Source organism: Phenylobacterium sp. (assembly GCF_041691455.1).
In the GTDB taxonomy this organism is placed as follows: domain Bacteria; phylum Pseudomonadota; class Alphaproteobacteria; order Caulobacterales; family Caulobacteraceae; genus Phenylobacterium.
On the sequence record NZ_JBEPUO010000032.1, the window covers coordinates 1 to 24935 of the forward strand.

Below are 24935 nucleotides of genomic sequence, written 5' to 3' on the forward strand. Positions count from 1 at the left end.
TCGAAGACGCCGATCTCGTCGGTGGCGCCGAAGCGGTTCTTGGCGCCGCGCAGGATGCGGAACGGGTAGCCGCGCTCGCCCTCGAAGGAGAGCACCGCGTCGACCATGTGCTCGATCACCCGGGGGCCGGCGATGGTCCCTTCCTTGGTGACGTGGCCCACCAGGATGATAGCGACGCCGCGCGACTTGGCCAGGCGCACAAGCTCACCAGCGGCGGCCCGCACCTGGGTGACCGAGCCGGGCCCCGCCTCATGGGCGTCGCTCCACAGGGTCTGGATCGAGTCGATCACCACCAGGTCGAAGGCCTCGCGCTTCAGGCCGTCGGTGATGGCGCGCAGAGAGGTCTCCGCCGCCAGCTTCACCGGCGCGTCGCCCAGGCCCATGCGCTGGGCGCGGCTGCGCACCTGCTCGACGGCCTCCTCGCCGGAGATGTAAGCGCAGCGGGCGCCCCGGCGGGCGGCTTCCGCGGCGACCTGCAGCAGCAGGGTGGATTTGCCTACGCCCGGGTCGCCGCCCAGCAGGATCGCCGAGCCCGGCACGACCCCGCCGCCGCAAACCCGGTCGAACTCGTCGACGCCGGTGGAGACGCGCGGCGGGGCAGGGGTCTCGTCCTCCAGGCCCTCGAAGGCCAGGCCGCGGGCGCGGCTCGCCTTGGAGGGCGCCATGGCGCCCGGCGGGCGGGCCTGCAGTTCCTCGACCAGGGTGTTCCACGCGCCGCACGCCGGGCACTGGCCCGCCCACTTGGTCTGGACGGCCCCGCAGGACTGGCAGGCGTAGACGGCGCCGTCGCGGGCCATGGCGTCGGTTGAACTCCTGATTCGGTGTGGGACGCAGTCTAGCCGACCGCCGCGTCCGGCGTCTGTGCGGCCGCTTGCCGTCCTGTGTGCTTGAGTTAGTTTGGATAACGCTGGATTCAATTGGGGGCTGGGAAATGAGCGTAGTGGAACCGGGTTCGGCGGGGTCGAGCCTTATCGAACGTGTCAAAAACATCCTGATCGCGCCCGCGGCGACCTGGGACGTCATCGACGGCGAGGCCGCGACGATCGGCGGCCTCTACCGCAGCTATGTCATCCCGCTGGCGGCGATCCCGGCGGTCTGCAACCTGATCGGCATGCTGGTCTTCGGGATCGGCGGCATCTTCGGCATTTCGTTCCGGCCCTCGCCGGTGTGGCTGATCTGCCAAGCCATCGTCAGCTACGCGCTGAGCCTGGCCATGGTCTATGTCCTGGCGCTGATCATCGAGGCGCTGGCCCCCAGCTTCGGCGGGACCAAGGACCGGATGCAGGCCTTCAAGATCGCGGCCTATGCGCCGACGGCCTCCTGGATCGCCGGCGTGTTCGGCCTGCTGCCGCAGATCGGGATCCTGGCCATCCTCGGCGGTCTCTACAGCCTCTACCTGCTCTACGTCGGCCTGCCGAAACTGATGAAGGCCCCGCAGGACAAGGCCACGCCCTATTTCGCCGTGGTGCTGGTGGTGGCCGTCGTCGTGGGCGTCGTGATCGGCGCGATCACCTCGAGCATCTCGCGGATCGGCGGACCGCTGAGCGTCGCCAGCAGCTCGGTGACGAGCCGCGCGGTGGTGAATGTGCCCGGCGGCAGCGTCAATCTCGGCGACCTGGAGGCCGCGTCGAAGCGCGCTCAGGCGGCCGCCGAGCAGATGCAGTCCGGCAAGGCCGTTCCGGCGACCGATCCGGAGGTGCTGAAAGCCTATCTGCCGGCCAATGTCGCGGGCTATGCGCGCACCGAGGTCAGCGCCTCGGGCGGCGGGGTCGGCGGCATCCAGGGCTCGAACGCCGAGGGGACCTACACCAAGGGCGACGCCAACTTCCGCCTGGCGGTCACCGACATGGGCGCGGCCGGCGCGATGGCCGGCATGGCGGGCGCCTTCAACGTCAAGGGCTCCAAGGAGACCGCCACCGGCTACGAGAAGGTCGGCCGGGTCGACGGGCGGATGACCACGGAGAGCTATGACCGCAGCTCGCACCACGGCGAATACAGCGTCATGGCCGGCGACCGGTTCATGATCTCCGCCACCGGCGACAACGTCTCCATCGACGACTTGAAGGCCGCCGTGCAGTCGATCGGTCCCGGCAAGCTCGAAGGCCTGGCGAAGAGCTAGACCTCGCCGAGGTAGACCCGTTCCGCCCGCCGGCTCAGCCGCACGAGCACTTCGTGGGCGACCGTGCCGGCGGCGGCGGCGAGGTCGTCGAGCTGGGCCTTGGCGCCGAGCAGCTCGACTGGGTCGCCAACCGCCGCCTCGGCCTCGCCGATCTCGATCACCAGGATGTCCATGTTGACGATCAAAATGGGTCGGGGCGCGCCGGCGAGCCAGGCGTGGCCGCCGGCCTTGGCCGCGCGGATGATCCCGTCGGAATAGCCCGTCGCCACCACGGCCACGCGGGTGGGCTTGGTGACGCGGACGCTGTCGCCATAGCCCAGGAGATCGCCCGGGTTCAGGTTGCGGACATCGAGGATCGGGGCGGTTAGCGAGGCGACGGCGTTCAGACGACCGTCCGGGCGCTCCCGAGGGCCGCCGCCGAACAGGCTGATCCCGGGCCGCACCTGGTCGAACCGATAGTCGGCGCCGAGGAAGATCCCAGCCGACGCCGCGAGGCTGGCGCGGGCGGCCGGAAACAGGGCGCGAACCTCAAGAAACCGCGACAACTGACTCCTATTGCGCGGGTTTTCAGGTTCCGCGGCCGAGCCGAGGTGGCTCATGACCAGCCCAATATCGAGGCCGCGCAGACGGTCGGTAGACTGCACGACGGCACGCGCCTCCTCGACGGTCAGGCCCTGCCGGTTCATGCCGGTGTCGACGCCGATCGCGACCGGCAGCGGTCGCCCGGCGGTCGCGGCGTGGGCCGCGGCCGCCGCGATCTGCTGGAGGCTTGCGAGCACCGGCGTGAGCCCGGCCGCCACCAGCCGCGCCGCCTCGCCGTCGCCCAGGCCGTCGAGCACATAGACGGCCGCCGGCCGCTCCGGCGACAGCGCCGCGCGCAGGGCTTCGCCTTCGGCGAGGCGGGCGACGAAGAAGCTGCGCGCGCCCTCCGCCCACAGCCGCCGCGCGATCGGCGCCGCGCCGAGACCATAGCCGTCGGATTTCAGCACCGGCGCGACCTCGGCGCCCGCCGCCTCGGCGCGGAGCACCGCGTAGTTCCGGGCGAGCGCATCCAGGTCGATCGTCAGGCGCGCGCCGGACGGCATCCTCAGTGCGGGTCGTAGCGGTTGGCGTCGCGGGCGAGGTTGCCGAACTTGGTCAGGTCCTCGTTGTAGGAGAGCTTCACGTTGCCGATCGGACCGTGGCGCTGTTTGCCGATGATGATCTCGGCCAGGCCGCGGACCTGGTCCATGCTCTCCTGCCACTTGAAGTGCTCTTCGGAGCCCTCGCGCGGTTCCAGGCGGCTCAGGTAGTAGGCCTCGCGGTAGATGAACATCACCATGTCGGCGTCCTGCTCGATGGAGCCGGATTCCCGCAGGTCGGAGAGCTGCGGCTTCTTGTCTTCGCGGTTCTCCACCTGGCGGCTGAGCTGGGCCAGCGCCAGCACCGGGATCGAGAGTTCCTTGGCCAGAGACTTCAGGCTCTGGGTGATCATGCTGACTTCCTGGACGCGGTTGTCGTTGCGTCCCATGCCGTCGCCGCCGGTGATCAGCTGCAGGTAGTCGACGATCAGGAGGTCGAGGCCGACCATCCGCTTCAGGCGCCGCGCCCGGGCCGCGAGCTTGGCCATGCTGATGCCGCCGGTGGCGTCGATGTAGAGCGGCGCCTCCTGGATCTCGAGGGCGGCGTCGCGCACCCGGCCGAACTCGGAGGCGTCGATCTCGCCCTTGCGCAACCGGTCGCCGGAGACGCCGGAGGCCTCGGCCAGCAGGCGCATGGCCAGCTGCTCGGCGGCCATTTCCAGGGAGAAGAAGGCCACGACCCCGCCGCGCACCGTCTTCTTCGACCCGTCGGGCTGCGGCTCCCAGGCGTAGTTGCGGGCCACGTCGAAGGCGATGTTGCAGGCCAGCGACGACTTCCCCATCGAGGGGCGGGCGGCGAGGATCACCAGGTCGGAGGGGTGCAGGCCGCCGATCTTGGAGTCGAGGTCGATCAGGCCGGTGGAGAGCCCGGCCAGGCCCCCGTCGCGGCTGTGCGCCTCGGCGGCCATGGTCACCGCGCCGTGCAGGGCGTCGGCGAAGGTGACGAAGCCCGAGGAGACGCCGCCGGTCTCGGCCAGGCTGTAGAGCTGCTGTTCGGCCTGCTCGATCTGGTCGCGGGCGGAGACCTCTGCGTCGCCCTGGGCGGCCAGGGTGGAGATGTCGCCGCCGATGCGGATCAGGTCGCGTCGCAGCGCCAGGTCATAGATGGCCCGCGCATAGTCCGGCGCATTGGCCGCCGGCGGGGCGCGGTCGACGAGGTCGGCGAGGTAGCGGACGCCGCCCAGCTCTTCGAAACCCACGTCGCGGGAGAACTGCTCGGCCAGGAGGATCGGCTCGGCCAGCTGGCCCTTGCGGATATTGCCCTCGATCGAGGCGAACAGGCGCTGGTGGAAGGGCTCGAAGAAGTGCCGCGCCTGCAGGTAGTCGCCGATCCGCTCGAAGGCCGCGTTGTCGTAGAGCAGCGCGCCCAACAGCGCCTGTTCGGCCTCGACGTTGGCCGGGGCATGCGGGATCGCCACGTCGTTGGAGACCGGGCGGAGATCGAGAGCGGGAACGAGGGCCATGGGTTACCGATAGCCTAAGGCCTCACCCGGGTTCACCGGGACATCGTGTCTCGTCCACACAATAGAGTGAGGCTGTGGACAGGTGAGCCGTTGCAGCCCGCCCACGAAAAAGGCGGGCTGGAGATCCAGCCCGCCCAATCCGTTTGCGTCTCGCGACGCGGCGTCAGGCTACCAGTTGACGCTCAGGCGGCCATAGACGAAGCGGCCGTTGAAGCCGAACGGCGAGAACGAGGTGAAGGGCCCGGCGCCCGTCGTGTTCAGCGCCGGCGCGATCTGCCGCGGATAGGCGTCGAGGATGTTGTCGGCGCCCACCGCGAGGGTCACCTGGTGCGGGAAGGTATAGCGGCCTTCCAGATCCCAGACGCTGCGCTTGCCGGTGTGCACGTCGGCGCTGCCGTCGGCGAGCGTGCCGGGCGACAGCACATCGCCGTAGAAGGTCGACCGGAGCGTCGCGCCCCAGTTGTCCTTCTCCCAGTCGCTCTGCAGCGTGACCTTCCACTTCGGCGTGCCATCCGTGAAGCGCAGGACCGCTTGCCGCGCGAACAGCGACACCGGGGTCGGCAGGATCGACTGCTGGGTCACCGGCGTCTTGGTGACGCGGAAGTTGTTGGTGTTGGCGGCCGCCGTCAGATCGAAGTTGCCGAGATCGTCGGTCGGCAGGCGGTAGTGGATGACGTAGTCCACGCCCTTGGTGCGGGTGTCGACGCCGTTCAGGAAGAAGCGGGCCGCCGAGGCGCCGAAGGGCTGCAGCAGGTCGAAGATCACCCGGGCGTTGGTGCCAGGCGCCGCGGTTGCGCTGCCGGTCAGGGTTTCGGAGAGCACGATGCGGTTGTCGACGTCGATCTCATAGCCGTCGATCGTGACCTCCAGGTTGCCTTGGTGGAAGACCGCGCCGAAGGCATAGTTCTTCGACTTCTCGGGTTCCAGCGGTTTGCCGCCCAGCGCCTTGCCGATCGGGCTCACCGACGGGAAGGTGCCGGTGTCGAACGGGACGCCGTTGATGAACAGGATCGCCGTCGAGGTGAAGTACTGCTGCTGCAGGCCCGGCGCCCGGAAGCCGCTCTCCGCCGACCCGCGGAAGGCCAGCGAAGGGGTCACTTCAAAGCGGCCGGAGACCTTGCCGGAGGTGTTGTCGCCGAAGTCGGAATAGTGCTCCTGACGCACCGCCGCCGAGCCGGTGAACCGGTCGGTGAGCTTGCCCTCCAGCGCCAGGTAGGCGCCGACATTGGTGCGGCTCTTGTCGACGACGTTCTCCGGCGTGAAGCCGGTGAAGCCGCGCGAGCCGAAGGAGAGCGTCGGGGCCACGGTTCCGCGCGCATAGGAGCCCGGATCGCCGGCTCCGATCTTGAACTGTTCGTCGCGGGCCTCAAGGCCGAAGGCGACGTTCAGCGGCCCGGCCAGGCCCACGTCGAAGTCACGGCTGAAATCGGCGTTTCCGACCGTCTGGTCGTAGGTCATCTGGCCGGCGTAGAACGAATGCGGCGAGGTCGGGCCGAGCGACGGGTTGAGGGTGTGCTCCACACCGTATTTCAGGCGGTTCCAGCCGTAGTCGAGGCTGAAGCTGGACTTCCAGCCGGCGATCTCGCCCTTCAGGGCCCCGCCGATGCTGAAGTCGTCGGAATGGGTGTTGATCAGCGGCAGGTAGCCGTCGGGGAACACCGAGGGGATGTTCTGGGTGGCGTCGTTCGGGGCCCGGTAGGTGGCCGCGGTCTCGGAGTGACGCTGCTGGCCGCCGCCCCAGGCCGAGGCTTCCCAGCCGCCGCCCAACGGCTTGCCGGCGTTGAAGTAGATGGTCTTTTCCTCGACGTCGCCGTCGCCGGACCGCGAGCGCACCTTGGCCGGCGTGAAGCGCGGGTCGACGTCGCTGCGGTTGGTGTGGTCCTGGTCGCGGTATTCCGCCGACACCGTCAGGTAGCCGTCGGCGCCCAGCTTGAAGCCCTGCCAGCCCTGGACGGTGGTCGCGCCGCCGTCGGTGATGTCCTTCGAGCCGGCGTTGAAGAAGTTGATGTGGGTGACGTGCTCGCCGTAGGTCACCGAGGCGCCGCCGCCGTGGTCGGCCTGGCGCAGGCCGATGTTGATCACGCCGGCGATGGCGTCGGAGCCGTAAAGCGCCGAGGCGCCGTCACGCAGCACCTCGATGCGATCGATGGCGATCTCGGGGATGGTATTGAGGTCGACGGCGGCCGAGCCGCGGCCCACCGAGCCGTTGAGGTTCACCAGCGCCGAGGTGTGGGCGCGCACGCCGTTGATCAGCACCAGGGTCTGGTCGGGGCCCTGGCCGCGCAGGGTGGCGGGGCGGACCGAGTCGGTGCCGTCGGTGTTGGACGGACGCGGGAAGTCGATGGAGGGCACGGTCGCGGCGAGTGCGCTGGCCAGTTCCGTCGTGCCCTGCTTCTGCAGCGACTTGGCGGTCACCACGTCGACCGGGGCCAGCGACTCCAGCCGTGAGCGGGGCTCGGCCCGGCTGCCGGTGACCACCAGCTCCTGGACGTCGACCGGGGCTGCGGCCGCAGCCGCGGTCGTGGCCGCCTTGGTCTGGGCCATGGCGCCCGTGGCGAGCAGAGTCGCAGCCGAGGCCGCGGCGAAAAGAATGATACGCGATTTCATGGATATCCCCTGGAACGGCCTCGGCGCGAGGGGCGAGGCGGTCGACAACCCTTATCGCTGATAAGCTAGGCTGCGCCGTCCACGGATGTTATGACTTTTTTACAACAAGACATGCAAAAGGCGCGGAACCGGGGTTCCGCGCCTCTGCTGTCGTAATTCGGCAATCTCAGCTTTCGCCGTAGCCGGTGTCCTGCGAACCCGCGCCGCCCTCGAGGAGGTCCGCCTGGGCTTGTTCGTCGGCGATGCGATCTTCCTCGAACTGCGAGTCGATCACGTTTTCGCCGCGCGCCTGGCGCTCGGCCTCGTCCTGCGAGCGGGCGATGTTGAGCGTGACGGTGACGGTCACTTCGGGGTGCAGGCGGACCTTCACCTCGTGCATGCCCAGCGTCTTGATCGGCTTGTCGAGGACAACCATCGCGCGGTCGACCTTCGTGCCGCCCCCGGCGTTGACCGCGTCGGCCACGTCGCGGCCGGCCACGGAGCCGTAGAGCTGGCCGCTTTCGCCGGCCTGGCGGATCAGGATGTAGGAGGTCCCGTCCAGCTTTTCGCCGGCGCCGCCGGCGGCTTCCTTGGCCTTGGCGTTGCGGGCTTCGATCTCCGCGCGCTGGCCTTCGAAGACCTTCAGGTTGGCGTTGTTGGCGCGCAGCGCCTTGGCGCGGGGCAGCAGGAAGTTGCGGGCGTAGCCGTCCTTGACGTTGACCACGTCGCCGAGGGCGCCCTTGCCTTCCACGCGTTCGAGCAGAATGACTTTCATGTGCCTGGCTCCCTTACTTCACGACGTAGGGGAGGAGGGCCAGGAAGCGGGCGCGCTTGATCGCCTTGGCGAGTTCACGCTGCTTCTTGGCCGACACCGCGGTGATCCGCGAGGGCACGATCTTGCCGCGCTCGGAGACGTAGCGCTGCAGCAGCTTCACGTCCTTGTAGTCGATCTTCGGCGCGTTGGCGCCGGAGAACGGGCACACCTTGCGGCGACGGAAGAACGGACGGCGGGCGCCGCCCGCAGCGCCACCGGGAGCCGGGGCGTCGATGGTGGTTTCGTCGGTCATCAGAAGGCTCCTTCCTTGGCCGGGAAGTCATCGCGGCGTTCGCGGTCGCGATCGCGGCGGGCGAGGATCGGGGAGAGCTCCAGCTCCAGTTCTTCGACGCGCACGGTCAGGTACCGCAGGACGTCTTCGTTGATGGAGAGCTGGCGTTCCATTTCCTGCACGGCCGGCGCCGGGGCGTCGATGGCCAGCAGGGAGTAATGGCCCTTGCGGTTCTTCTTGATCCGGTAGGTCAGGTTGCGAAGACCCCAGTACTCGATCTTGGCGACGGTCCCGCCGCCGGCCTCGATGAGCGCCTTCATGGTGTCGTTGAGGGCTTCAGCCTGTTGCGGCGAAATATCCTGCCGCGAAATGACGACGTGCTCGTAGAGCGCCATAGGTTCCTTCTTCCATTGGGAGGGCGGCGCGTCAGGCGGCGGAAGGCCCGCCGGACGCGATGGATCTCTGACGGCGGCCGGGATGGTCCCGACCCTTTGGTGTTCCGCGAGAGACCGCTCTCCGTGAAGAGGCGGGCTGATAGGGGAAAAAGGCCGCCGAAGCAAGCGATTGCCGGCTTCCGCGGCCTTGGGCGGCGTCAGCCGTTTACTTGAGCGCCTTCACGGCGTTCAGCGTCTCGGTGACGTGGTCGTTGGGATTGAGGTTCGAATAGACGTGAACGATGTCGCCGTTCTTGGCGATCACGTAGGAGGTGCGGCTCGACCAGTCGGGCTTCTGGGCCAGGATGGCGTCGTATTGCTTGGCGATCTTGGCGCCCGGATCGGCGGCGACCGGGAACTTGCCGCCGCAGTGTTCCGTCTCGCTGGAGAAGGCGGCCAGTTCGTCGACCTTGCCGGCGGTGACGCCTATGACCGTGGCGTGCGCGGCCTTGAACTGGTCGATCGCGTCGGAGAACAGATGGGCTTCGACGTTGCAGCCCTGGGTGTGGGCGGCGGGGAAGAAGTAGACCACCACCGGGCCCTTCTTCAGGGCGTCGGCAAGCTTGTAGGTGAAGGGCTGGCCGGCCAGATAGGCCGGGGCGGTGAAGTCGGGCGCCTTGGCGCCGGCCTTCAGTTCAGCGGCCGCCGAGGTGGCGAGCGCGGCGGCCAGAGCGGCGAGCACGGCGAGACGTTTCATGGCGTTCATCCCCTAGGTTCTTGAAGAGCCGGAGGCCGCTCTACACCCGAAGGCGGGGCTTGTCTTCGCAGAGCTGAAACGCCGTTCGTTGTTTACATCGTCAAGTTCTCAAAGGCCCGGTTCGACCAGGATTTTGACCTGGGCTTCCGGATCGCCGAGCGCCACGAAAGCCCCGGCCACGCCGTCCAGTCCGACCCGGGAGGTCACCAGACCGGAGACGTCGATCAGACCCTCGGAGATGTTGCGAAGCGTTCCGGCGAACTCCTCGGGGGTGTAGCCGAAGACGAAGGTCAGCTCGACCTCCTTGGTGATGGCGATCGAGGGTTCGATGCGGTCGGTCTCCATGCAGACCCCAGCCACCACGATCTGGGCGCCGGCGGGCGCGGCCTCGATCAGGCCCTGCAGCACGCCGGGCGCGCCGACACACTCGAACACCACCGGCCGGCCGAAGCTGCCGCCCATCATGCGCATCATCTGCTGCGCGCCGCGCGCCTTGGGCACCCCCAGGGCCTCCCAGCGGTCGTGCGGCGACTCCGTCGCCGGGTCGATGACCACATCCGCGCCCAGCTTCTCCGCGGCGGCGCGGCGGCGGGGCGAGAAGTCGGCGGCGATGACCGGCCCGTGGCCCTCGGCCTTCAGCGCGGCGATCACCGCCAGGCCTACGGGTCCGCAGCCAACCACCAGACAGACCGAGTTGGCGTCCAGCCGCGCCTTGGCCACGGCGTGCAGGCCGACGGCGAAAGGCTCGGTCAGGGCGGCGTGCTCGGTCTCGAGGCCGTTCGGCACCTCGAGCACCAGGGCTTCGCTGAGCAGCATCCGCTCGGCGAAGCCGCCGGGCAGGCGGTTGGAGAAGCCCAGCAGCTCGACCCCGCCGGCGGTCATCGTCGCCGGCACGCTCACCACCCGCGTCCCAGCTTTCATCGTCTTGGCGGAGCCGGGGCCGTGGTCGAGGATCTCGGCGCAGAATTCATGGCCGAAGACGGTGTCGGCGCTGGGATCGAAGCCGTTGTCCATCCCGCCGCCGCCGCCGCGGCGGCCGAGTTCGATCATGTGCTCCATGTGGTGCAGCGCGTGCAGGTCGGAACCGCAGATGCCGCAGGCCAGCGTCTTGACCAGCACCTGGCCCTCGGTCGGCGCCAGCTCGCCGATCTCGTCGCACACCAGCTGCTTGTTGCGTCGAACCACAGCCCGCATGGTCGTCTCCCGATCCCGTCGCGCCTTGCCGCGCCTTGGCTAATTCCGTAACCCTCGCCGCTCGGAATCGATAGAGCCCGGAGCCAACCCCATGAAAGTTGTCCTGTGAGCCTCGCCTTCCTTTTTCCCGGCCAGGGCAGCCAGGCCGTGGGCATGGGCTCAGACCTGGCCGACGCCTTCGGCGCGGCGCGCGAGGTCTTCCAGGAGGTGGACGACGCGCTCGGCCAGAAGCTCTCGAAATTGATGCGCGATGGGCCGGAAGATCAGCTCACCCTGACCGAAAACGCCCAGCCGGCGTTGATGGCGGTGAGCCTGGCGGTGATGCGCACGCTGCAAAAGGACTTCGGCGTGAGCGTCGACAGGGCGGCCTTTGTCGCCGGCCACAGCCTTGGGGAATATTCCGCCCTGGCCGCGGCGGGTGCGATCAGCCTCGCCGACACCGCGCGCCTCCTCAAGCTGCGCGGCCAGGCCATGCAGCGGGCGGTCCCGGTGGGCGAGGGGGCCATGGCCTCCCTCATCGGGCCGAAGAGCAACGTGGCCCTGGCCGAGGAAGCCGCCGCCGCCGGATCGGCGGTGGGCGTCTGCGTCGTCGCCAACGACAACAATGCAGGCAATGTGGTGATCTCCGGCTCGAAAGCGGCCGTCGACCTGGCCATCGAGAAGGCCAAGGAACTCGGCGCCCGCGCCATCCTGCTGAACGTCTCGGCGCCCTTCCACTGTCCTTTGATGCAACCGGCGGCCGACGAGATGGCCGCAGCCCTCGCCGGAGCCACGATCCTGGCGCCGCGCGCGCCGCTGGTGGCCAATGTCTCGGCCCAGCCGACCCTCGACCCGGAAGCGATCCGTCGGATGCTGGTGGAGCAGGTCACCGGCCGGGTCCGCTGGCGCGAAAGCATGCTGTGGCTGGCCGGCGAGGGCGGCGTGACCCGATTCGCCGAAGCCGGCGCCGGCAAGGTCCTGTCCGGCATGGCCAAGCGAATCGCCCCCGACGCCGAGGCCGTGCCGTTGAACGCGCCAGCCGACCTCGAAGCCTTCGCCAAGAGCCTCTAAGGGACGCCCATGTTCGATCTCACAGGCAAGACCGCGCTGGTCACCGGGGCGACCGGTGGCATCGGGGCGGCCATCGCCCGCGCTTTCCACGCCCAGGGCGCGCATGTCGTCCTTTCTGGGACCCGCGAGGCGGTGCTTCAGGGACTCGCCACCGAATTGGGGAGCCGCACATCCGCTGTCCCGGCGAATCTCTCCGATCCCGCGGCGGTCGACGGCCTGGTCGAGGCGGCGGAGGCCGCCGCCGGCGCGCCCGTCGACATCCTGGTGGCCAACGCCGGCATCACCAAGGACGGCCTGCTGCTGCGGATGAAGGACGACGACTGGGCCGAGGTGCTGAAGGTCAATCTGGAGAGCTATTTCCGGCTCAGCCGCGCGGCGGTGAAGGGCATGATGCGCCGCCGCAACGGGCGGATCATCGGCATCACCTCGGTGGTGGGCGTCACCGGCAACCCGGGGCAGGCGAACTACGCCGCCTCGAAGGCCGGGATGATCGGCTTCTCAAAGGCGCTCGGCCAGGAGGTCGCCACCCGGGGAATCACCGTCAACTGCGTGGCGCCCGGCTTCATCGAAAGCCCGATGACCGACGCGCTGACCGAGGCGCAGAAGGCGCAGATCCTGACGACCATCCCGACCGGGCGATTGGGATCGGGCGCGGACGTCGCGGCGGCCTGCGTCTACCTGGCCAGCGAGGAGGCGGCCTACGTGACGGGCCAGACCCTGCACGTCAACGGCGGCATGGCGATGATCTGAAGGCCTCGCCTTCCCATATGGGAACATGCTAACGCGCCAACGACTTTGGCTGAGCCTGGCCGTTCTTATTGACTTCACGGCCCGGCTCGCCGATGCAAAGTATGAACTTCGAGAGGGACCTACCTAATGTCCGACGTCCTAGAACGCGTCCGCAAGATTGTCATCGAGCACCTGGACGCCGATCCGGAGAAGGTGACCGAGAAGGCCAGCTTCATCGACGACCTGGGCGCCGACAGCCTCGACAACGTCGAGCTGGTCATGGCCTTCGAGGAAGAATTCGACATCGAAATCCCGGACGACGCCGCTGAGCACATCCAGACCGTTGGCGATGCCGTGAAGTTCATCGCTGAGCGTTTGGGCGCTGCCTAAGCGACTGATTCGGCTTAAGGTTTTCGGACCGCCGGGTCAGGGCCCCACCCTGGCCTCGGCGGTCTTCCTTTGAGGACCGTTTGAGGACTGGCATGCGTCGAGTCGTCGTCACCGGTATCGGCCTGATCACCCCCCTGGGTCAGGGGACTGAACTCACCTGGGCGGCCATCCTGGCCGGCAAGTCGGGCATCGGTCGGGTCACGACCTTCGATCCCGCCGACTATGGGTGCCAAGTGGCTGGCGAGGTGCCGCGCGTCGATGGGCGCGGCGGCGGGGGGGCCGATGTGCCGGGCTCGTTCGACCCCGACCAGACGCTCTCGACCCGAGACCAGCGCCGGGTCGACGATTTCATCCTTTACGCGATCGCCGCGGCCGACGAGGCCGTGAAGGACTCCGGCTGGGAGCCGCAGACCGAGGAAGACCGCGAGCGCACCGGGGTGATGATCGGCTCCGGCATCGGCGGTCTCGCCACCATCGAGCGGACCTCGATCGAACTGCACGAGAAGGGTCCCCGGCGGGTGAGCCCGTTCTTCATCCCCTCGGCCCTGATAAACCTGGCGAGCGGCCAGGTCTCGATCCGTCATGGCTACAAGGGCCCCAACCACGCCGTGGTCACCGCCTGCGCCACCGGCGCCCACGCCATCGGCGACGCGGCCCGGCTGATCAAGTACGGCGACGCCGACCTCATGCTGGCCGGCGGCGCCGAGGCGGCGATCTGCCCCGTGGGCATGGCGGGCTTCATCGCCGCGCGGGCCATGTCGACCGGCTTCAACGACACGCCGCAGAAGGCCAGCCGCCCCTACGACAAGGACCGCGATGGCTTCGTCATGGGTGAGGGCGCGGGTGTCTTGATGCTCGAGGAGTACGAGCACGCCAAGGCGCGCGGCGCGAAGATCTACGCCGAGGTCGCGGGCTATGGCCTGGCGGGCGACGCCTATCACATCACCGCCCCGGCCGAGGACGGCGACGGCGGGTTCCGCGCCATGAAGGCGGCGCTGAAGGACGCCGGCGTGGAGATGGGCGATGTCGACTACATCAACGCCCACGGCACCTCGACGCCGCTCGGCGACGAGATCGAACTGGGCGCCGTCCAGCGCCTCCTGGGCAACAACGCCGCCCGGGCGACGATGAGTTCGACCAAGTCGGCCACCGGGCATCTCCTGGGCGCCGCGGGGGCCATCGAGGCGGCCTTCTCGGTGCTGGCGATCCGCGACCAGATCGCGCCTCCGACCATCAACCTCGACAACCCCTCGATCGAGACCCCGATCGACCTGGTTCCCAACAAGGCCAAGCCCATGGAGATCAACGTCGCGCTCTCCAACTCCTTCGGGTTTGGCGGGACCAACGCCTCCGTGGTGTTCAAGAAGGTCCCGTGAGCCCACGGCCCCGCTGGCGACGGCCGGTCCGCACGGACCAGGGGCCGCTCCGGATGGCCGGCCGGGTGCTTCTCGCGCTCTTTGTCTTCGCGATCGTGGCGGGTGGCTGGGTGGTCTGGACCTATCGCGGGCCAGGTCCGGCCGCGCGCCAGGGCGCCGTGACCACCGTCATCCTGCCGCGCGGCGCCAGCGTCGGCGAGATCGCCCGCGACCTGAAGGCGGCCGACGTCATCGGCTCGCGGGAGATCTTCCTGCTGGCCGCCAAGCTGGGGGGCGCGGCGCGCCATCTGAAGGCCGGGGAATATGAGTTCCGCAGCGGCCAGCCCATGGCCCAGGTGCTGTCCGACATCGAACAGGGCAAGATGGTGAAGCACTTCGTGGCGGTGCCGGAGGGCTGGACCAGCGACATGGCGACGGACGCCGTGCGGGCTGCGCCGGTGCTGACCGGTGTGGTGGAGGCGCCGCCGGAAGGCTCGATCCTGCCCGACAGCTACCAGGTCCAGCGCGGCGAAGACCGGGCCGAGGTGGTGCAGAAGATGCGGGCCGCGCGCGACAAGCTGCTGGCCGAGCTCTGGGCGGGCCGTGCGCCCGACGTGCCGCTGCAGACCCCCGAGCAGGCCGTTATCCTCGCCTCGCTGGTGGAGAAGGAGACGGGTGTTCCCGCCGAACGGCCGCGGATCGCCGCGGTGTTCGAAAACCGCCTGCGGGCGGGCGTCAAGTTGGAGAGCGACCCCACCATCATCTACGGCATCACCAAGGGCCGGCCGCTGGGGCGCGGGATCACCATGAAGGAGCTCGTGACGGCCACGCCCTACAACACCTATCGGATCGCCGGCCTGCCGCCGACGCCGATCGCCAATCCGGGGCGCGCGGCGCTGGCCGCCGTGCTCAATCCGCCGAAGTCCGACGAACTCTTCTTTGTGGCCGACGGGACCGGCGGTCACGTCTTCGCCTCGACCTATGAGCAGCACGCGGCGAATGTGGCCAGGTGGCGGGCGATCGAGCGTGCGCGCGCGGCGGGGGGTGGAAAGTGACGATCTCCGGCATGACGGGATTTGGCCGGGCCGAGGGTGCGCTCGGCGCCTGGAGCTGGGCGGCGGAGGCGCGCTCGGTGAACGGGCGCAACCTCGAGGTTCGGTTCCGCGGGCCGCCGGGGTTCGAGGGCCTGGAGCGGGCGGCGCGGGATGGGGCGCAGGCCCGGTTCCAGCGCGGTCAGCTCACTGTCGGCCTGCAGGCCAAGCGCAGCGAGGGCGCGGGCGCGGTCCGGCTCAATCTCGAGCAACTGGAGCGCTATCTGGCGGCGGGCGCGCCCTACGTCGCCTCCGGCCAGGCCTCGCCGCCGAGCCTCGACGGTCTCCTGGCGCTGCGCGGTGTGATCGAGGCGGCGGACGCCATCGAGGATCCGGAGACCCAGGCTGAGATCGAGGCCGCCATGGGCGCTTCGATCACCGCGGCGCTCGACGGACTGGCGGCCGGCCGCGCCGAGGAGGGGCGGGCGTTGGAGGGCGTGCTGGACGGGCTGGTCGCACGGATCGGCGAGTTGACCGGCAAGGCCTCGGCGCTGGCCGGCGGCCAGCCGGTGATCATCAAGGCCCGCTTCGAGAAACGCCTGACTGAACTCGCGGGCGAAGCGGCCACGGAGGAGCGCATCCTGCAGGAGGCCGCCGCCATGGCGGTGAAGGCCGACGTGCAGGAGGAGCTCGACCGGCTGCGCGGCCACGTTGACGCCGCCCGGGGTCTGCTCGCCGCCGAGGGCGGTGTCGGCCGCAAGCTCGACTTCCTGACCCAGGAATTCATGCGTGAGGCCAACACCCTGTGTTCGAAGTCGGCGTCGGGCGCCTTGACCTCCGTGGGCCTGGACCTCAAAGCCACCATCGAGCAGTTCCGCGAGCAGGTGCAGAATGTCGAATGACGTGCGGACGGCCGTGGTGGCGGACGACCACGCCAAGCCCTGGGAGACCGTCCGCCGGGGCCTGCTGCTGCTGGTCTCCAGCCCGGCCGGGGCCGGCAAGACCTCGCTGTCGCGGCGCCTGGCCGCCGACTATTCGGACCTGATCCTGTCCATCTCGGCCACCACCCGCGCGCCGCGGCCCGGCGAGGAAGAGGGCCGCGAGTACTATTTCAAGAGCCGCGCGGCGTTCGAGGCGATGATCGCGGCGGGCGAGCTCTTCGAGTGGGCGGAGGTCAACGGAAACCTCTACGGCACGCCCAGGGCCCCGGTGGTCGCGACCATGGAGGCCGGCAAAGACGTGCTCTTCGACATCGACTGGCAGGGCGCGTGCCAGGTGGCCGAGAAGGCCCCCGACGACAGCGTACGGGTCTTCGTCCTGCCGCCATCCTGGTCGGACCTGGCGCGGCGGCTGCACGCCCGGGCGCAGGACTCGACAGAGATCATCGACCAGCGCCTGGCGCTGGGGAAGCGCGAGATCGCCCACTGGGGCGAGTACGACTATGTGATCGTCAACAAGGACTTCGACCGCGCCTACGCCGACCTGATCCACATCTACCGCGCCGAGCGGATGAAGCCCGGCCGCAATCCCTGGCTGCCGGAGTTCGTCCAGGGGCTCGGCGAGGAGTAGGGCGCCGCTCTTAGGCCGCGCAGGCGCGCTGGCAGGCGTCGGCGAGCGCGCGGAGCGTCAGCGGCTTGTCCACGATCGGGGCGGCGGTCATGCCAGACAGCATGTCGGGATTGCCGGTGACGTAGACGTGGGGGATCGGTCCCAGCTTGTCGGTGATCGCCGCCACGGCCTCGATGCCGGTGCCGCCCACGATGCGGATATCGGCGGTCATCAGGTCCGGCTTGTGCGCCATCGCGCTCTTCACCGCGTCATCCGGGTTGTCGACGATATCGCAGGTCGCGAAACCGAGGTCGCGCAACAGGCTTTCGACCTCCAGCGCGATGAGCATCTCATCTTCGATGATGAGCGCGTGCTTGGCGGCTTGGGGCGAGATCATAAAGCAACTGTCATGCGGCAAAGGGTCAGGTGAAATGTGCGGGAAGGGTCGGGCCGGGCTGCGACAACCTGTCCATTGTCACGTCGCAGACGGGTTTCGCAATGAAATAAACAAGCGTCACCAGTGATTTGACCCTCCATGAGCGGGGTTCGCGCGCCGCCGACGATGACTTGAGCGGCGCCGGGGGCCATCATGGCGCATGGACCCTGAGCGCCCGCCCGACGTCGATGCGGAATACCGCGTGGTCCACGGACCGTGGCCGCAATGGGCGCTGCAGCTTGGTCTTTTGAAGCTCGCGCTGCGAGCGGCGGGCGTGGTGATCGTCCTGCTCGCGCTCGCCTTCGTCGCGGCGGTGTTGGTGATGCGCGGGCATTGACCTCACGCGCCGGGCGTTTCCGGCCACTGGACCAGATTGCGGGCGTGGGCGCGGGCGGCCATCTCGGCGAGCAGGGCTTGAGCGAGCTGGTCCAGGGGCGAGCCTTCGGTGTAGTCGGCGGGGCCCGCCATGTGGGCCCGGCCGTCGTCGCGCAGCTCCCGCGCCGCGGCCATGCTCTTGGGGCTGGCGGGGTTGTAGACCGCCACCGCCGCGCCGCCCTGATCGGTCACCAGGCGCATGGTTGGGATGTCGGTCAGGCCGTCGCCGAAGAAGGCGATGCGGTCGAAAGGAACCGGCCGCTCGTCCTTGGCCAGCACCTTGTTGATCGCCACCTCGTCCCATTCCTCCAGCGTCCATTTGTTGATCCGGAAGAGGTACTGGGTCTTGGACGTGTAGTTGACCGCCAGCGCCGGGCCGATCGCGTCGCCGGCCGCGTCGAACATGAAGGCCGAGGCGTAGATCCGCTTGAAGTGGCCGGCGATGGGCGAACCCTCGATCAGCTCGCGGTTACCGGACGAGATGATGAAGTGGTTCAGGTCGAGTTCGAGTTCGGCCGCCCGGGCGTTCTGGCGGTCGAACCAGTCCGTAACCCCGGGAAAGAGCGGCAGGTCCGCGCCGCGCCGGCGCCAGCTTGCGAGCGTCAGTTCGACGTTCCGCGCGCGAGCCTTCTCCAGCATCAGGTGCATGTAGGCGAGGATCGGGTCGCCGCGCTGCGCCTTGGCGAGCGCCTTGGTCTCCTCCCAGAAGTCCTGGTGGCTCATCCCCAGCTCGTCGGGGATGAAGGCGTGCTCCTGCATGTTGCCGGGCGCGAGCGTGCCGTCGAAGTCGTAGGCGAAGACCACCCGGGGCCGCTCGAAGGTCATGCGTCAGTCCTAGCGGGAACGCCTTCAGCGGCCCTTGAACGCCGCCGGCCGCTTCTGGACGAAGGCCATGATGCCTTCGCGGGCGTCCTCAGTGCGGGCCGCGTCGCCCTGCACATAGGCCTCCTGCTCGACCTGGTCGTGCCAGGCCGCGTCCATCGAGGCCCAGATCAGGTTGCGGGTATAGCCCAGCGAGATCGGGCCGTCGGCCAGCTGGGTGGCGAGCGCCATGGCCGTCGGCATCAGCTCGGCGTCGGGGACGCAGCGGTTGATCATCCCCCATTCGAGCGCGGTCCTGGCCGGGAGCTTCTCGCCCAGCAGGGTGAGTTCCATGGCGCGCACCTTGCCGACCAGCCGCGGCAGGAGGTAGGTCGCCCCGCCGTCCGGGACGAGGCCGATGCGGCGGAAGGCCTGCAGGAAATAGGCGCTCTCGGCCGCCACGATAAGGTCGCAGACCAGCGCCAGCGAAGCGCCGACGCCGGCGGCCACGCCGTTCACCGCCGCCACCAGCGGCTTGGGCGACTTGCGCACCGCGCTGACGAAGGGGTTGTAGACCTTCAGCAGCGCCTGGTTCGGGCCATTGGGGTTCTCGGTGATCCGCGAACCGCCCGCGGAGAGATTGGCGCCGGAGCAGAAGCCGCGGCCTTCTCCGGTGAGCACGATGGCGCGCACGTCGGGGTTGGCGACGAAACCGTCGAAGGCCGCCGTCAGGCCGTCCATAAGCTCGATGCCGGCCGCGTTGAGCGTCGCCGGATCGTTGAGGGTGATGATCCCGATGCGGCCCTGGACCTCGGTCCTGACCTTCGCGGGCGTGGCGGCGCCGTCCATGGCCTATCCTCCGTTTGTCGAACTCTGAGGGTTCAACTTACGGAAGCATACCCGGCGTCAGCCTAGCGGGAAACGCTCAGGCTGCGGCGACGGCGGCGACCGGGGTGGCGGCGGTGGTGCGGTTGCGGCCGGCGTGCTTGGAGGCGTAGAGCGCCGCGTCGGCCCGTTCCACCAGGTTCATGGTGCTTTCGCCGGCCAGGCGCTCGGCGTAGCCCGCCGAGACGGTGATGGCGCCCAGGTCCTCGTTGGTGGAGCGGCGCTTGAGCGCGCGCGACGAGACCTCGGTGCGGATTTCTTCGAGCACGGCCATGGCGGTGCGTCCGCTCTCGGCCGGGAAGATGATGGCGAATTCCTCGCCGCCGTAGCGGGCGGCGACCCGCGGGGTCGCGCCCAGGCGGCCGATGACGCTGGCCACATAGCGCAGCACCTGATCGCCGATCTGGTGACCCCAGGCGTCGTTGAAGTTCTTGAAGTGGTCGATGTCGATAATCGCCAGGGTGACCGCCTCGCCCTCGGCGTCGGCCCGCTCGCAGATCTGCTCGAGGCGCTCGTCGAAGGCCTTGCGGTTGGTGAGGTTGGTCAGGCCGTCGGTCATGGCGTCGCGGCGGACCTGGTCGAGGCTCTCGCGCAGGCGGCCGAGTTCGGCGGTGGTTTCGGCGAGCTGGCTCTCCAGCACCGCGTTCTCGCCCTGCACCTTGCGGGTGGCGTTGGTCAGGCCTTCGACGACGGCCTTCACCGGCCCGGCGTGCTCGCTGCCCAGACGTTCGGAGGCGGTGGCCAGTTCCTGGCCGTATTCTTCGCTCGACCGCTGTGCGCTCTCGATCGCGGCGGTGACCGACTGCAATTCCTTGGACAGGGCGTCGCCGGCCTCGAGGATGTCGCCGTTCAGGCGGGCCTCGGGCAGGTACTGGGCGGCCAGCGCCTCGCCGAGGCTCTCGGTGATCGCTTCGCCGGCCGCCAGCAGGCGGTCGATCTCCGCGGCGAGCGGGCTCGCGCCCTCGCCGACGTAGTTCACCCAGAGCTCGAAGTTGCGGACGGTCGGCCAGACCTGATGCGCCTGCATGAGGTCGAGCGCGTGGCGCGCCACCTCGTAGCCCTTGGGGCTGCGCAGCGAGGCTTGGATGTCCCGGGGCATGGTGTTGTCTTCCCAGCAGGCTGACCGCGCCATGCGGCCTGCCTCTACGTGGGGAGGGAATCTAAGGCTGGAACACCAAACGCGGGGTTAAGGCGCGGAGAACGCCGTTGTGGAGCGGTCAGTCCTCGGACCGTGGCGGGGGCGGCTTGGAGAGGAAGGCCGGGACGTCGCGGCCGAAGCCGACCACGCCATCGTCGCCGTCGTCACGCCCGCGCGAATGGCGTTCGGGCGGATGGCGTTCGGGCGGCCCGCGATCCTGGCGGGGCCGGTCCTGCTGCGCCCGATCCTGCGCGGCGCGGGGCGGACGGTTGCGGTCCTGGCGGTCGCGGTCCGACCGATCGCGGGGCGGCCGTTCCGGTTCACGAGCGGTCGCCGGCGCCGGGGCGGTGGGTGCGGCCTCCGGCGCGGGGCGAGGTTCGCCGCCGCCGCCGCGGCGGCCACGGGTGCGGCCGGTGCGTTCCGGAGGCCGTTCGGTCCGCTCGGGGCGGTCCGAAGGCTCGGCGCGAACCGGGCTTTCGGCGCGCGCCGGCCGTTCAGGGCGTGGCGCGCGCTCGGCGGCGGGCGGAGCGGTGGCAGGATCGAAAGGCGCCATGGCGGCGACCTCGCCGTGAACCGGCACGGGGCGCGGGCGGCGGTCGCGGTCACGGCTTGACGAGGACGAAGAGCCTCCGCGCGCGCCGCCGCGGCCGCGCTCGCCGCCACGGGCGTTGCGCGGCTCGTCCTTGATGTTCGCCCAGTCGAGATCGAGCACGATCTCCTCGGGCGCCTTGCCGATCAGCTTCAGCACCTTGTCGAGATTACGGGTGTCGGCCGGCGTGGTGATCATGAACGTCTGCCCGAGCTTACCGGCCCGGCCGGTGCGCCCGATGCGGTGGACGTAGTCGTCCGCGTGGTGCGGGACGTCGAAGTTGAACACGTGGCTGACGTCGGGGATGTCGAGCCCGCGGGCCGCGACGTCGGAGGCGACCAGGAGCTTCAGCGAGCCGTTGCGGAAGCTCTCCAGCGTGCGCATCCGCGTCTGCTGGTCGAGGTCGCCGTGGATCGGGGCGGCGTCCATCCCGTGGGTCTTCAGCGACTTGGCGACGATGTCGACTTCGGACTTGCGGTTGCAGAAGACGATGCCGTTCTTCACGTCGTCGCGCTCGATCAGCATCCGCAGCGCCGTGCGCTTGGCCTTCTGGTCGGTCGTCGGGATGCGCACCAGGTACTGGGTGATGGTCTCGGCCGTGGTCGCCGGGCGCGAGGCCTCGATGCGGATCGGATCGTTCAAGAACTGCTTGGTGAGCCGCGTGATCTCCGGCGGCATGGTCGCCGAGAAGAACAGCGTCTGCTTCTTGACCGGCGTCAGTTTGAAGATGCGCTCGAGGTCGGGGATGAAGCCCATGTCCAGCATGCGGTCGGCTTCGTCGACCACCAGCATCTGCACACCGGTCATCAGGAGCTTGCCGCGCTCGAAGTGGTCGAGCAGGCGGCCGGGCGTCGCGATCAGCACGTCGACGCCGCGGTCGAGCTTCAGCTCCTGGTCGGAGAAGGACACGCCGCCGATCAGCAGCGCCCAGGAGAGCTTCTGGCCCTTAGCGTACTTCTCGAAGGAGGCGGAGACCTGATCGGCCAGTTCGCGGGTCGGCTCGATGACCAGGGCGCGCGGCATCCGCGCCTTCGAACGGCCGGCCTTCAGCCGGTCGATCATCGGCAGGGTGAAGGCGGCGGTCTTACCGGTCCCGGTCTGGGCGATGCCCAGCACGTCGCGCCCATGCAAGGCATAGGGGATAGCCTCGGCCTGGATGGGGGTCGCGGTGGTGTAGCCGGTGTCGGCGACGGCCTGCAGCGTGGCAGGCGAGAGTCCAAGTTCGGAAAATTCTGTCATTCGTTACGAGTGGGGCGGAGGTCCGCCCATCCCCGAAATATGGGGTTAGGCCGGCGTACCGCGGCGGCGCGGACGGAGATCGTCGCACGCGCCGGAACATACGGGCGACCACCGGCAAGTCAACGCGCAGAGCGCCTTGCGGCTCCCGACGCCGGATATTGCCCGCATTGCGCTCAGGCGCGGATCAGTGCGCCTTGCCCGCCTGACGCTCCTGCGCGGCCAGCACCAGCTGGCCCGCCAGCTTGCGCAGGTCGACCGGCACGGCCTCCGGCGCCACCTGACCGAAGAGGCTTCCCATCATGGGAAGCATGGTGGCCACCGGATTGGCCGGCGCGCCGGGCGCGGCGGGCGGGATCACGATCTCGCCGGTCTCGGGATCGACCGAGGCCTTGAAGTCCATGGCGGGGAGCGGGGCGGCGGGGGGATTGGCCGCCGGCGGTTTTCCGGGCACGGCCGCCAGGGCCACGGTCTTGAATATCGAACTGAACATCTGAACGTAGGCCGTGTTGCGCTGATACCGCGCCGCGCCGGCCACCTCCGCGGCGCAGGCATAGGTCACCAGGAAGCTGGCGGCCGATTGCAGGTCATGCTCGGCGGCGACCACATGGTCGACGTTCTGGCGCAGGCATTGCTCGGCGCGGACCAGGATCGGCGCGCGGGTCTGGGCCTGGGCCGGCGCTCCGGCGAGGCCCAGGCGGCCGACGTTTGTGCTCGGTCTCATGAATTCCCCTCCGGTTTCGCCGCTGGCGTTATTTGCCGTCCACCGAGAAGGCCAGGAGAACGTTGGTCCCGTTGCCGCCGGTATTGGCCGCGCCGTTGAAGCCGCTCATCACGAATACCCGGCCGCCGGCGATGGCGGCGCCCAGGCCGTCCAGGCTGCCGCCCGGCTGGCCCTTCACCTGGTTGACGGTGTCGTAGGTGCGGTCGGTCGTGGAGTTGGCCCACAGGATCTTGCCGGTGGCTGCGTCATAGGCGCGGAACCAGCCATCCATCGTGCCGGAGAATACCACGCCCGGCATGACCGAGGGGGCCTGCGACTGGGCGCGGATGCAGGCGCCCTGGGCCCGGTCGCGGGCGCGCTCGCCGGCGTAGTGGCAGGGCGCCACGGGCGCCGGGACCTGCCACAGCACCTTGCCCGTGGCCGGGTCGATGGCGCTCAGGCCCGGGTTCGACGGCGGCTCCTTCTCGGCGACCGGGGACTTGCCCATGGGGCGCAGATATTCGTCGATGAGGTTCACGGTGTCGGCGTTGGCCACATAGAGCCGCTTCAGGTCGGCCGCCATGCCCCACTCGATGCCGCCCAGGGACGAGCCGCCCCCGACCTTGCGGCTCCACAGCAGCTTCCCACTGTCGGGGTCCATGCCATAGACGACGCCGGACTTCTGGCCTGAGAGCAGCATGTCCTTGCCGCTCGCCAGTTTGAAGAGGATGGGCGAGGCGCCGAAGTCGTAGTCGGGACCATCGGGGCTTGGGCAGTTCACCGGCTTCTTCGCGTCGGTGCAGCCGACGATGAAGTTGTCCTTCTCGGTGACCTGGTTCGACCAGCGGATCTTGCCGGTCCTGGTGTCGATGGCGACGATGGCGTCGGCGCCCTTGGTGTCCACGTCGGTATAGCTGTCGCCGGTCGCGACGTAGACGAGGCTCCGCTTGGCGTCGACGGTGGGCGCCGACCAGATGGCTCCGCCGGCCGGGCCCTGTTGCATGACGCCGGCCGAGTTCTTGTGCGACGGACGCAGCGGCTCGGGCAGGATGACGGTGTTCCAGAGGGTCTTGCCGGTCTTAAGGTCCAGCGCGGCCAGCGCGCCCTGGAAGTAGCAGCAGGCATAGGTCGGCTGGCGCGCGGCGCCTTCTTCGCCCGAGGTCAGGGGCACAAAGACCTGGCCGCCGGAGACCACCGGAGAGCCGGTGATGCCGACAATCGAGTTTTCGTGCAGCGGCGCCGAGCGCCAGAGTTCCGCGCCGGTCTGGGCGTCGAAGGCGCGGACCGTGCGGTTGCGCTCGCCGATCATGGTGAGCCAGCCACTGGGGGAAACGTCGGACTTCACGATCATCGGCGTTGTGCGCGAGACCGCGTTCTCGACCACCCAGCGCACGCAGCCCGTCGCCGGGTCGAGCGCGTAGAACTTGCCCGACCGATTGGCGATGAACAGCCAGTCGCCGATAACCGTCGGCATAGAGCCCCCGGTCATGGCGAACGCCCACTTCACCTTCAGCTTGGGCACATCGGCGGCCGTGAGGCCCGGATTGGCCTGGTAGCGGTGAGAGGTCTCGAGGCCGACGCTGGTCCAGTCGGAGCCGGTGGCGCGGATCGGCGGATTGACCTGGCACTTCACGTCGACGCCGACCGGCGCGGGCGTCGGGCGGCCGCCCTGGGCGACCTGGGCCGGCGCCGCGGCGGCGGTGAGGTAGGCGGCGACCGCCTGCTTGTCGGCGTCGGAGAGACCGGCTGCCATCGGCTTCATCACGCCGTTGGTCAGGGCCTCGACAATCGTGCTGGCCGGCAGCGCCGCGAGGGTGGAGCGGTTGGGCGCGCGGTCGACCGCCGGCTCGTGGCAGGCCTTGCAGCGGGCGTTGAACACCGTCTCGCCGGCGGACGTCTGAGCGTGGGCGGCGAGCGGCAGGGCGAGCGCCCAGGCAAGAGCGGCAAGCGCCGCCAGCGACGATGTGACCTTCATTCCCCCGGACCTTCTTTTGCTTTGGCCCAGCTTG

Annotated in this window: 25 protein-coding genes; 9 read left to right on the forward strand and 16 right to left on the reverse strand. The window is 69.3% G+C overall.

Features of this window, described 5'->3' with window-relative positions; translation table 11 throughout:
* On the reverse strand, positions 1-797 hold a 797-nt coding region (locus ACESMY_RS20685; RefSeq protein ID WP_372786519.1), incomplete at its 3' end, for an ATPase domain-containing protein.
* Positions 798-931: 134 nt separating this feature from the next.
* Here ACESMY_RS20685 and ACESMY_RS20690 point away from each other — a divergent pair.
* Positions 932-2119 (forward strand): Yip1 family protein, encoded by a 1188-nt coding sequence (locus ACESMY_RS20690; protein WP_372786520.1) that lies wholly within the window; start codon positions 932-934, stop codon positions 2117-2119.
* On the opposite strand, the gene alr is transcribed toward ACESMY_RS20690, so the two are convergent.
* The 8 genes from alr to ACESMY_RS20730 all read right to left on the reverse strand — a co-directional run bounded on the left by alr (position 2116) and on the right by ACESMY_RS20730 (position 10660).
* The gene (alr, locus tag ACESMY_RS20695) at positions 2116-3204 is read right to left on the reverse strand and encodes an alanine racemase (RefSeq protein ID WP_372786522.1); all 1089 of its coding nucleotides are present in this window, start codon (positions 3202-3204) and stop codon (positions 2116-2118) included. The two genes, ACESMY_RS20690 and alr, sit on opposite strands and share 4 nt — an antisense overlap.
* Positions 3205-3206: 2 nt before the next feature.
* Positions 3207-4703: a replicative DNA helicase gene (locus ACESMY_RS20700; RefSeq protein WP_372786523.1), complete on the reverse strand. Its 1497-nt coding sequence runs from the start codon at positions 4701-4703 to the stop codon at positions 3207-3209.
* Positions 4704-4871: 168 nt separating this feature from the next.
* Positions 4872-7310, reverse strand: coding sequence for a TonB-dependent receptor plug domain-containing protein (locus tag ACESMY_RS20705; RefSeq protein ID WP_372786524.1), 2439 nt, complete (start codon positions 7308-7310; stop codon positions 4872-4874).
* A 166-nt stretch (positions 7311-7476) separates the two neighbouring features.
* Positions 7477-8064, reverse strand: a complete 588-nt coding sequence (gene rplI, locus ACESMY_RS20710; RefSeq protein ID WP_372786525.1) for a 50S ribosomal protein L9 — start codon at positions 8062-8064, stop codon at positions 7477-7479.
* A 13-nt stretch (positions 8065-8077) separates the two neighbouring features.
* Positions 8078-8356, reverse strand: coding sequence for a 30S ribosomal protein S18 (gene rpsR, locus ACESMY_RS20715; protein ID WP_372786526.1), 279 nt, complete (start codon positions 8354-8356; stop codon positions 8078-8080).
* A complete protein-coding gene (gene rpsF, locus ACESMY_RS20720; protein WP_372786527.1) occupies positions 8356-8730 on the reverse strand; it encodes a 30S ribosomal protein S6 in 375 nt (124 codons plus the stop codon). Before rpsF ends, rpsR begins: the two co-directional genes overlap by 1 nt.
* Positions 8731-8935: 205 nt before the next feature.
* Positions 8936-9466 (reverse strand): peroxiredoxin, encoded by a 531-nt coding sequence (locus tag ACESMY_RS20725; protein ID WP_372786528.1) that lies wholly within the window; start codon positions 9464-9466, stop codon positions 8936-8938.
* A gap of 108 nt (positions 9467-9574) precedes the next feature.
* Positions 9575-10660: a zinc-binding dehydrogenase gene (locus tag ACESMY_RS20730; protein WP_372786529.1), complete on the reverse strand. Its 1086-nt coding sequence runs from the start codon at positions 10658-10660 to the stop codon at positions 9575-9577.
* Positions 10661-10765: 105 nt separating this feature from the next.
* Between ACESMY_RS20730 and fabD the strand changes: the two genes are divergently transcribed.
* The 7 genes from fabD (at position 10766) to gmk (ending at position 16784) form a co-directional block, all read left to right on the forward strand.
* Positions 10766-11710: an ACP S-malonyltransferase gene (gene fabD / locus ACESMY_RS20735; protein ID WP_372786530.1), complete on the forward strand. Its 945-nt coding sequence runs from the start codon at positions 10766-10768 to the stop codon at positions 11708-11710.
* Between the two features lie 9 nt (positions 11711-11719).
* Positions 11720-12460 (forward strand): 3-oxoacyl-[acyl-carrier-protein] reductase, encoded by a 741-nt coding sequence (fabG, locus tag ACESMY_RS20740; protein ID WP_372786531.1) that lies wholly within the window; start codon positions 11720-11722, stop codon positions 12458-12460.
* 126 nt (positions 12461-12586) lie between these two features.
* Entirely contained in the window at positions 12587-12829 is a 243-nt protein-coding gene (locus ACESMY_RS20745; protein ID WP_309606033.1) for an acyl carrier protein, read from the forward strand.
* Between the two features lie 92 nt (positions 12830-12921).
* A complete protein-coding gene (gene fabF, locus ACESMY_RS20750; RefSeq protein ID WP_372786532.1) occupies positions 12922-14205 on the forward strand; it encodes a beta-ketoacyl-ACP synthase II in 1284 nt (427 codons plus the stop codon).
* Positions 14202-15239 carry an endolytic transglycosylase MltG gene (gene mltG / locus ACESMY_RS20755; RefSeq protein WP_372786533.1) on the forward strand — a complete coding sequence of 346 codons (1038 nt, stop codon included), beginning with the start codon at positions 14202-14204 and terminating at the stop codon, positions 15237-15239. Before fabF ends, mltG begins: the two co-directional genes overlap by 4 nt.
* Positions 15236-16117, forward strand: coding sequence for a YicC/YloC family endoribonuclease (locus tag ACESMY_RS20760; RefSeq protein WP_372786534.1), 882 nt, complete (start codon positions 15236-15238; stop codon positions 16115-16117). The genes mltG and ACESMY_RS20760 overlap by 4 nt, the downstream gene beginning before the upstream one ends.
* The gene (gmk, locus tag ACESMY_RS20765; protein WP_372786535.1) at positions 16107-16784 is read left to right on the forward strand and encodes a guanylate kinase; all 678 of its coding nucleotides are present in this window, start codon (positions 16107-16109) and stop codon (positions 16782-16784) included. The genes ACESMY_RS20760 and gmk overlap by 11 nt, the downstream gene beginning before the upstream one ends.
* A gap of 10 nt (positions 16785-16794) precedes the next feature.
* Here gmk and ACESMY_RS20770 read toward each other — a convergent pair whose 3' ends face one another.
* Complete coding sequence (locus ACESMY_RS20770; RefSeq protein WP_372786536.1) at positions 16795-17160, reverse strand: response regulator; 366 nt, start codon at positions 17158-17160, stop codon at positions 16795-16797.
* Positions 17161-17359: 199 nt separating this feature from the next.
* Between ACESMY_RS20770 and ACESMY_RS20775 the strand changes: the two genes are divergently transcribed.
* Entirely contained in the window at positions 17360-17536 is a 177-nt protein-coding gene (locus tag ACESMY_RS20775; protein ID WP_372786537.1) for a hypothetical protein, read from the forward strand.
* A gap of 2 nt (positions 17537-17538) precedes the next feature.
* On the opposite strand, the gene ACESMY_RS20780 is transcribed toward ACESMY_RS20775, so the two are convergent.
* The 6 genes from ACESMY_RS20780 to ACESMY_RS20805 all read right to left on the reverse strand — a co-directional run bounded on the left by ACESMY_RS20780 (position 17539) and on the right by ACESMY_RS20805 (position 24901).
* Positions 17539-18399, reverse strand: coding sequence for a haloacid dehalogenase-like hydrolase (locus ACESMY_RS20780; RefSeq protein WP_372786538.1), 861 nt, complete (start codon positions 18397-18399; stop codon positions 17539-17541).
* Between the two features lie 24 nt (positions 18400-18423).
* Positions 18424-19224 carry an enoyl-CoA hydratase/isomerase gene (locus ACESMY_RS20785; protein WP_372786539.1) on the reverse strand — a complete coding sequence of 267 codons (801 nt, stop codon included), beginning with the start codon at positions 19222-19224 and terminating at the stop codon, positions 18424-18426.
* 76 nt (positions 19225-19300) lie between these two features.
* Positions 19301-20392 (reverse strand): diguanylate cyclase, encoded by a 1092-nt coding sequence (locus ACESMY_RS20790; protein ID WP_372786540.1) that lies wholly within the window; start codon positions 20390-20392, stop codon positions 19301-19303.
* Between the two features lie 85 nt (positions 20393-20477).
* Positions 20478-22226, reverse strand: a complete 1749-nt coding sequence (locus ACESMY_RS20795) for a DEAD/DEAH box helicase (RefSeq protein ID WP_372786541.1) — start codon at positions 22224-22226, stop codon at positions 20478-20480.
* A 184-nt stretch (positions 22227-22410) separates the two neighbouring features.
* A complete protein-coding gene (locus ACESMY_RS20800) occupies positions 22411-22947 on the reverse strand; it encodes a hypothetical protein (RefSeq protein WP_372786542.1) in 537 nt (178 codons plus the stop codon).
* Between the two features lie 28 nt (positions 22948-22975).
* The gene (locus ACESMY_RS20805; protein ID WP_372786543.1) at positions 22976-24901 is read right to left on the reverse strand and encodes a PQQ-binding-like beta-propeller repeat protein; all 1926 of its coding nucleotides are present in this window, start codon (positions 24899-24901) and stop codon (positions 22976-22978) included.
* Positions 24902-24935 lie beyond the last annotated feature (34 nt).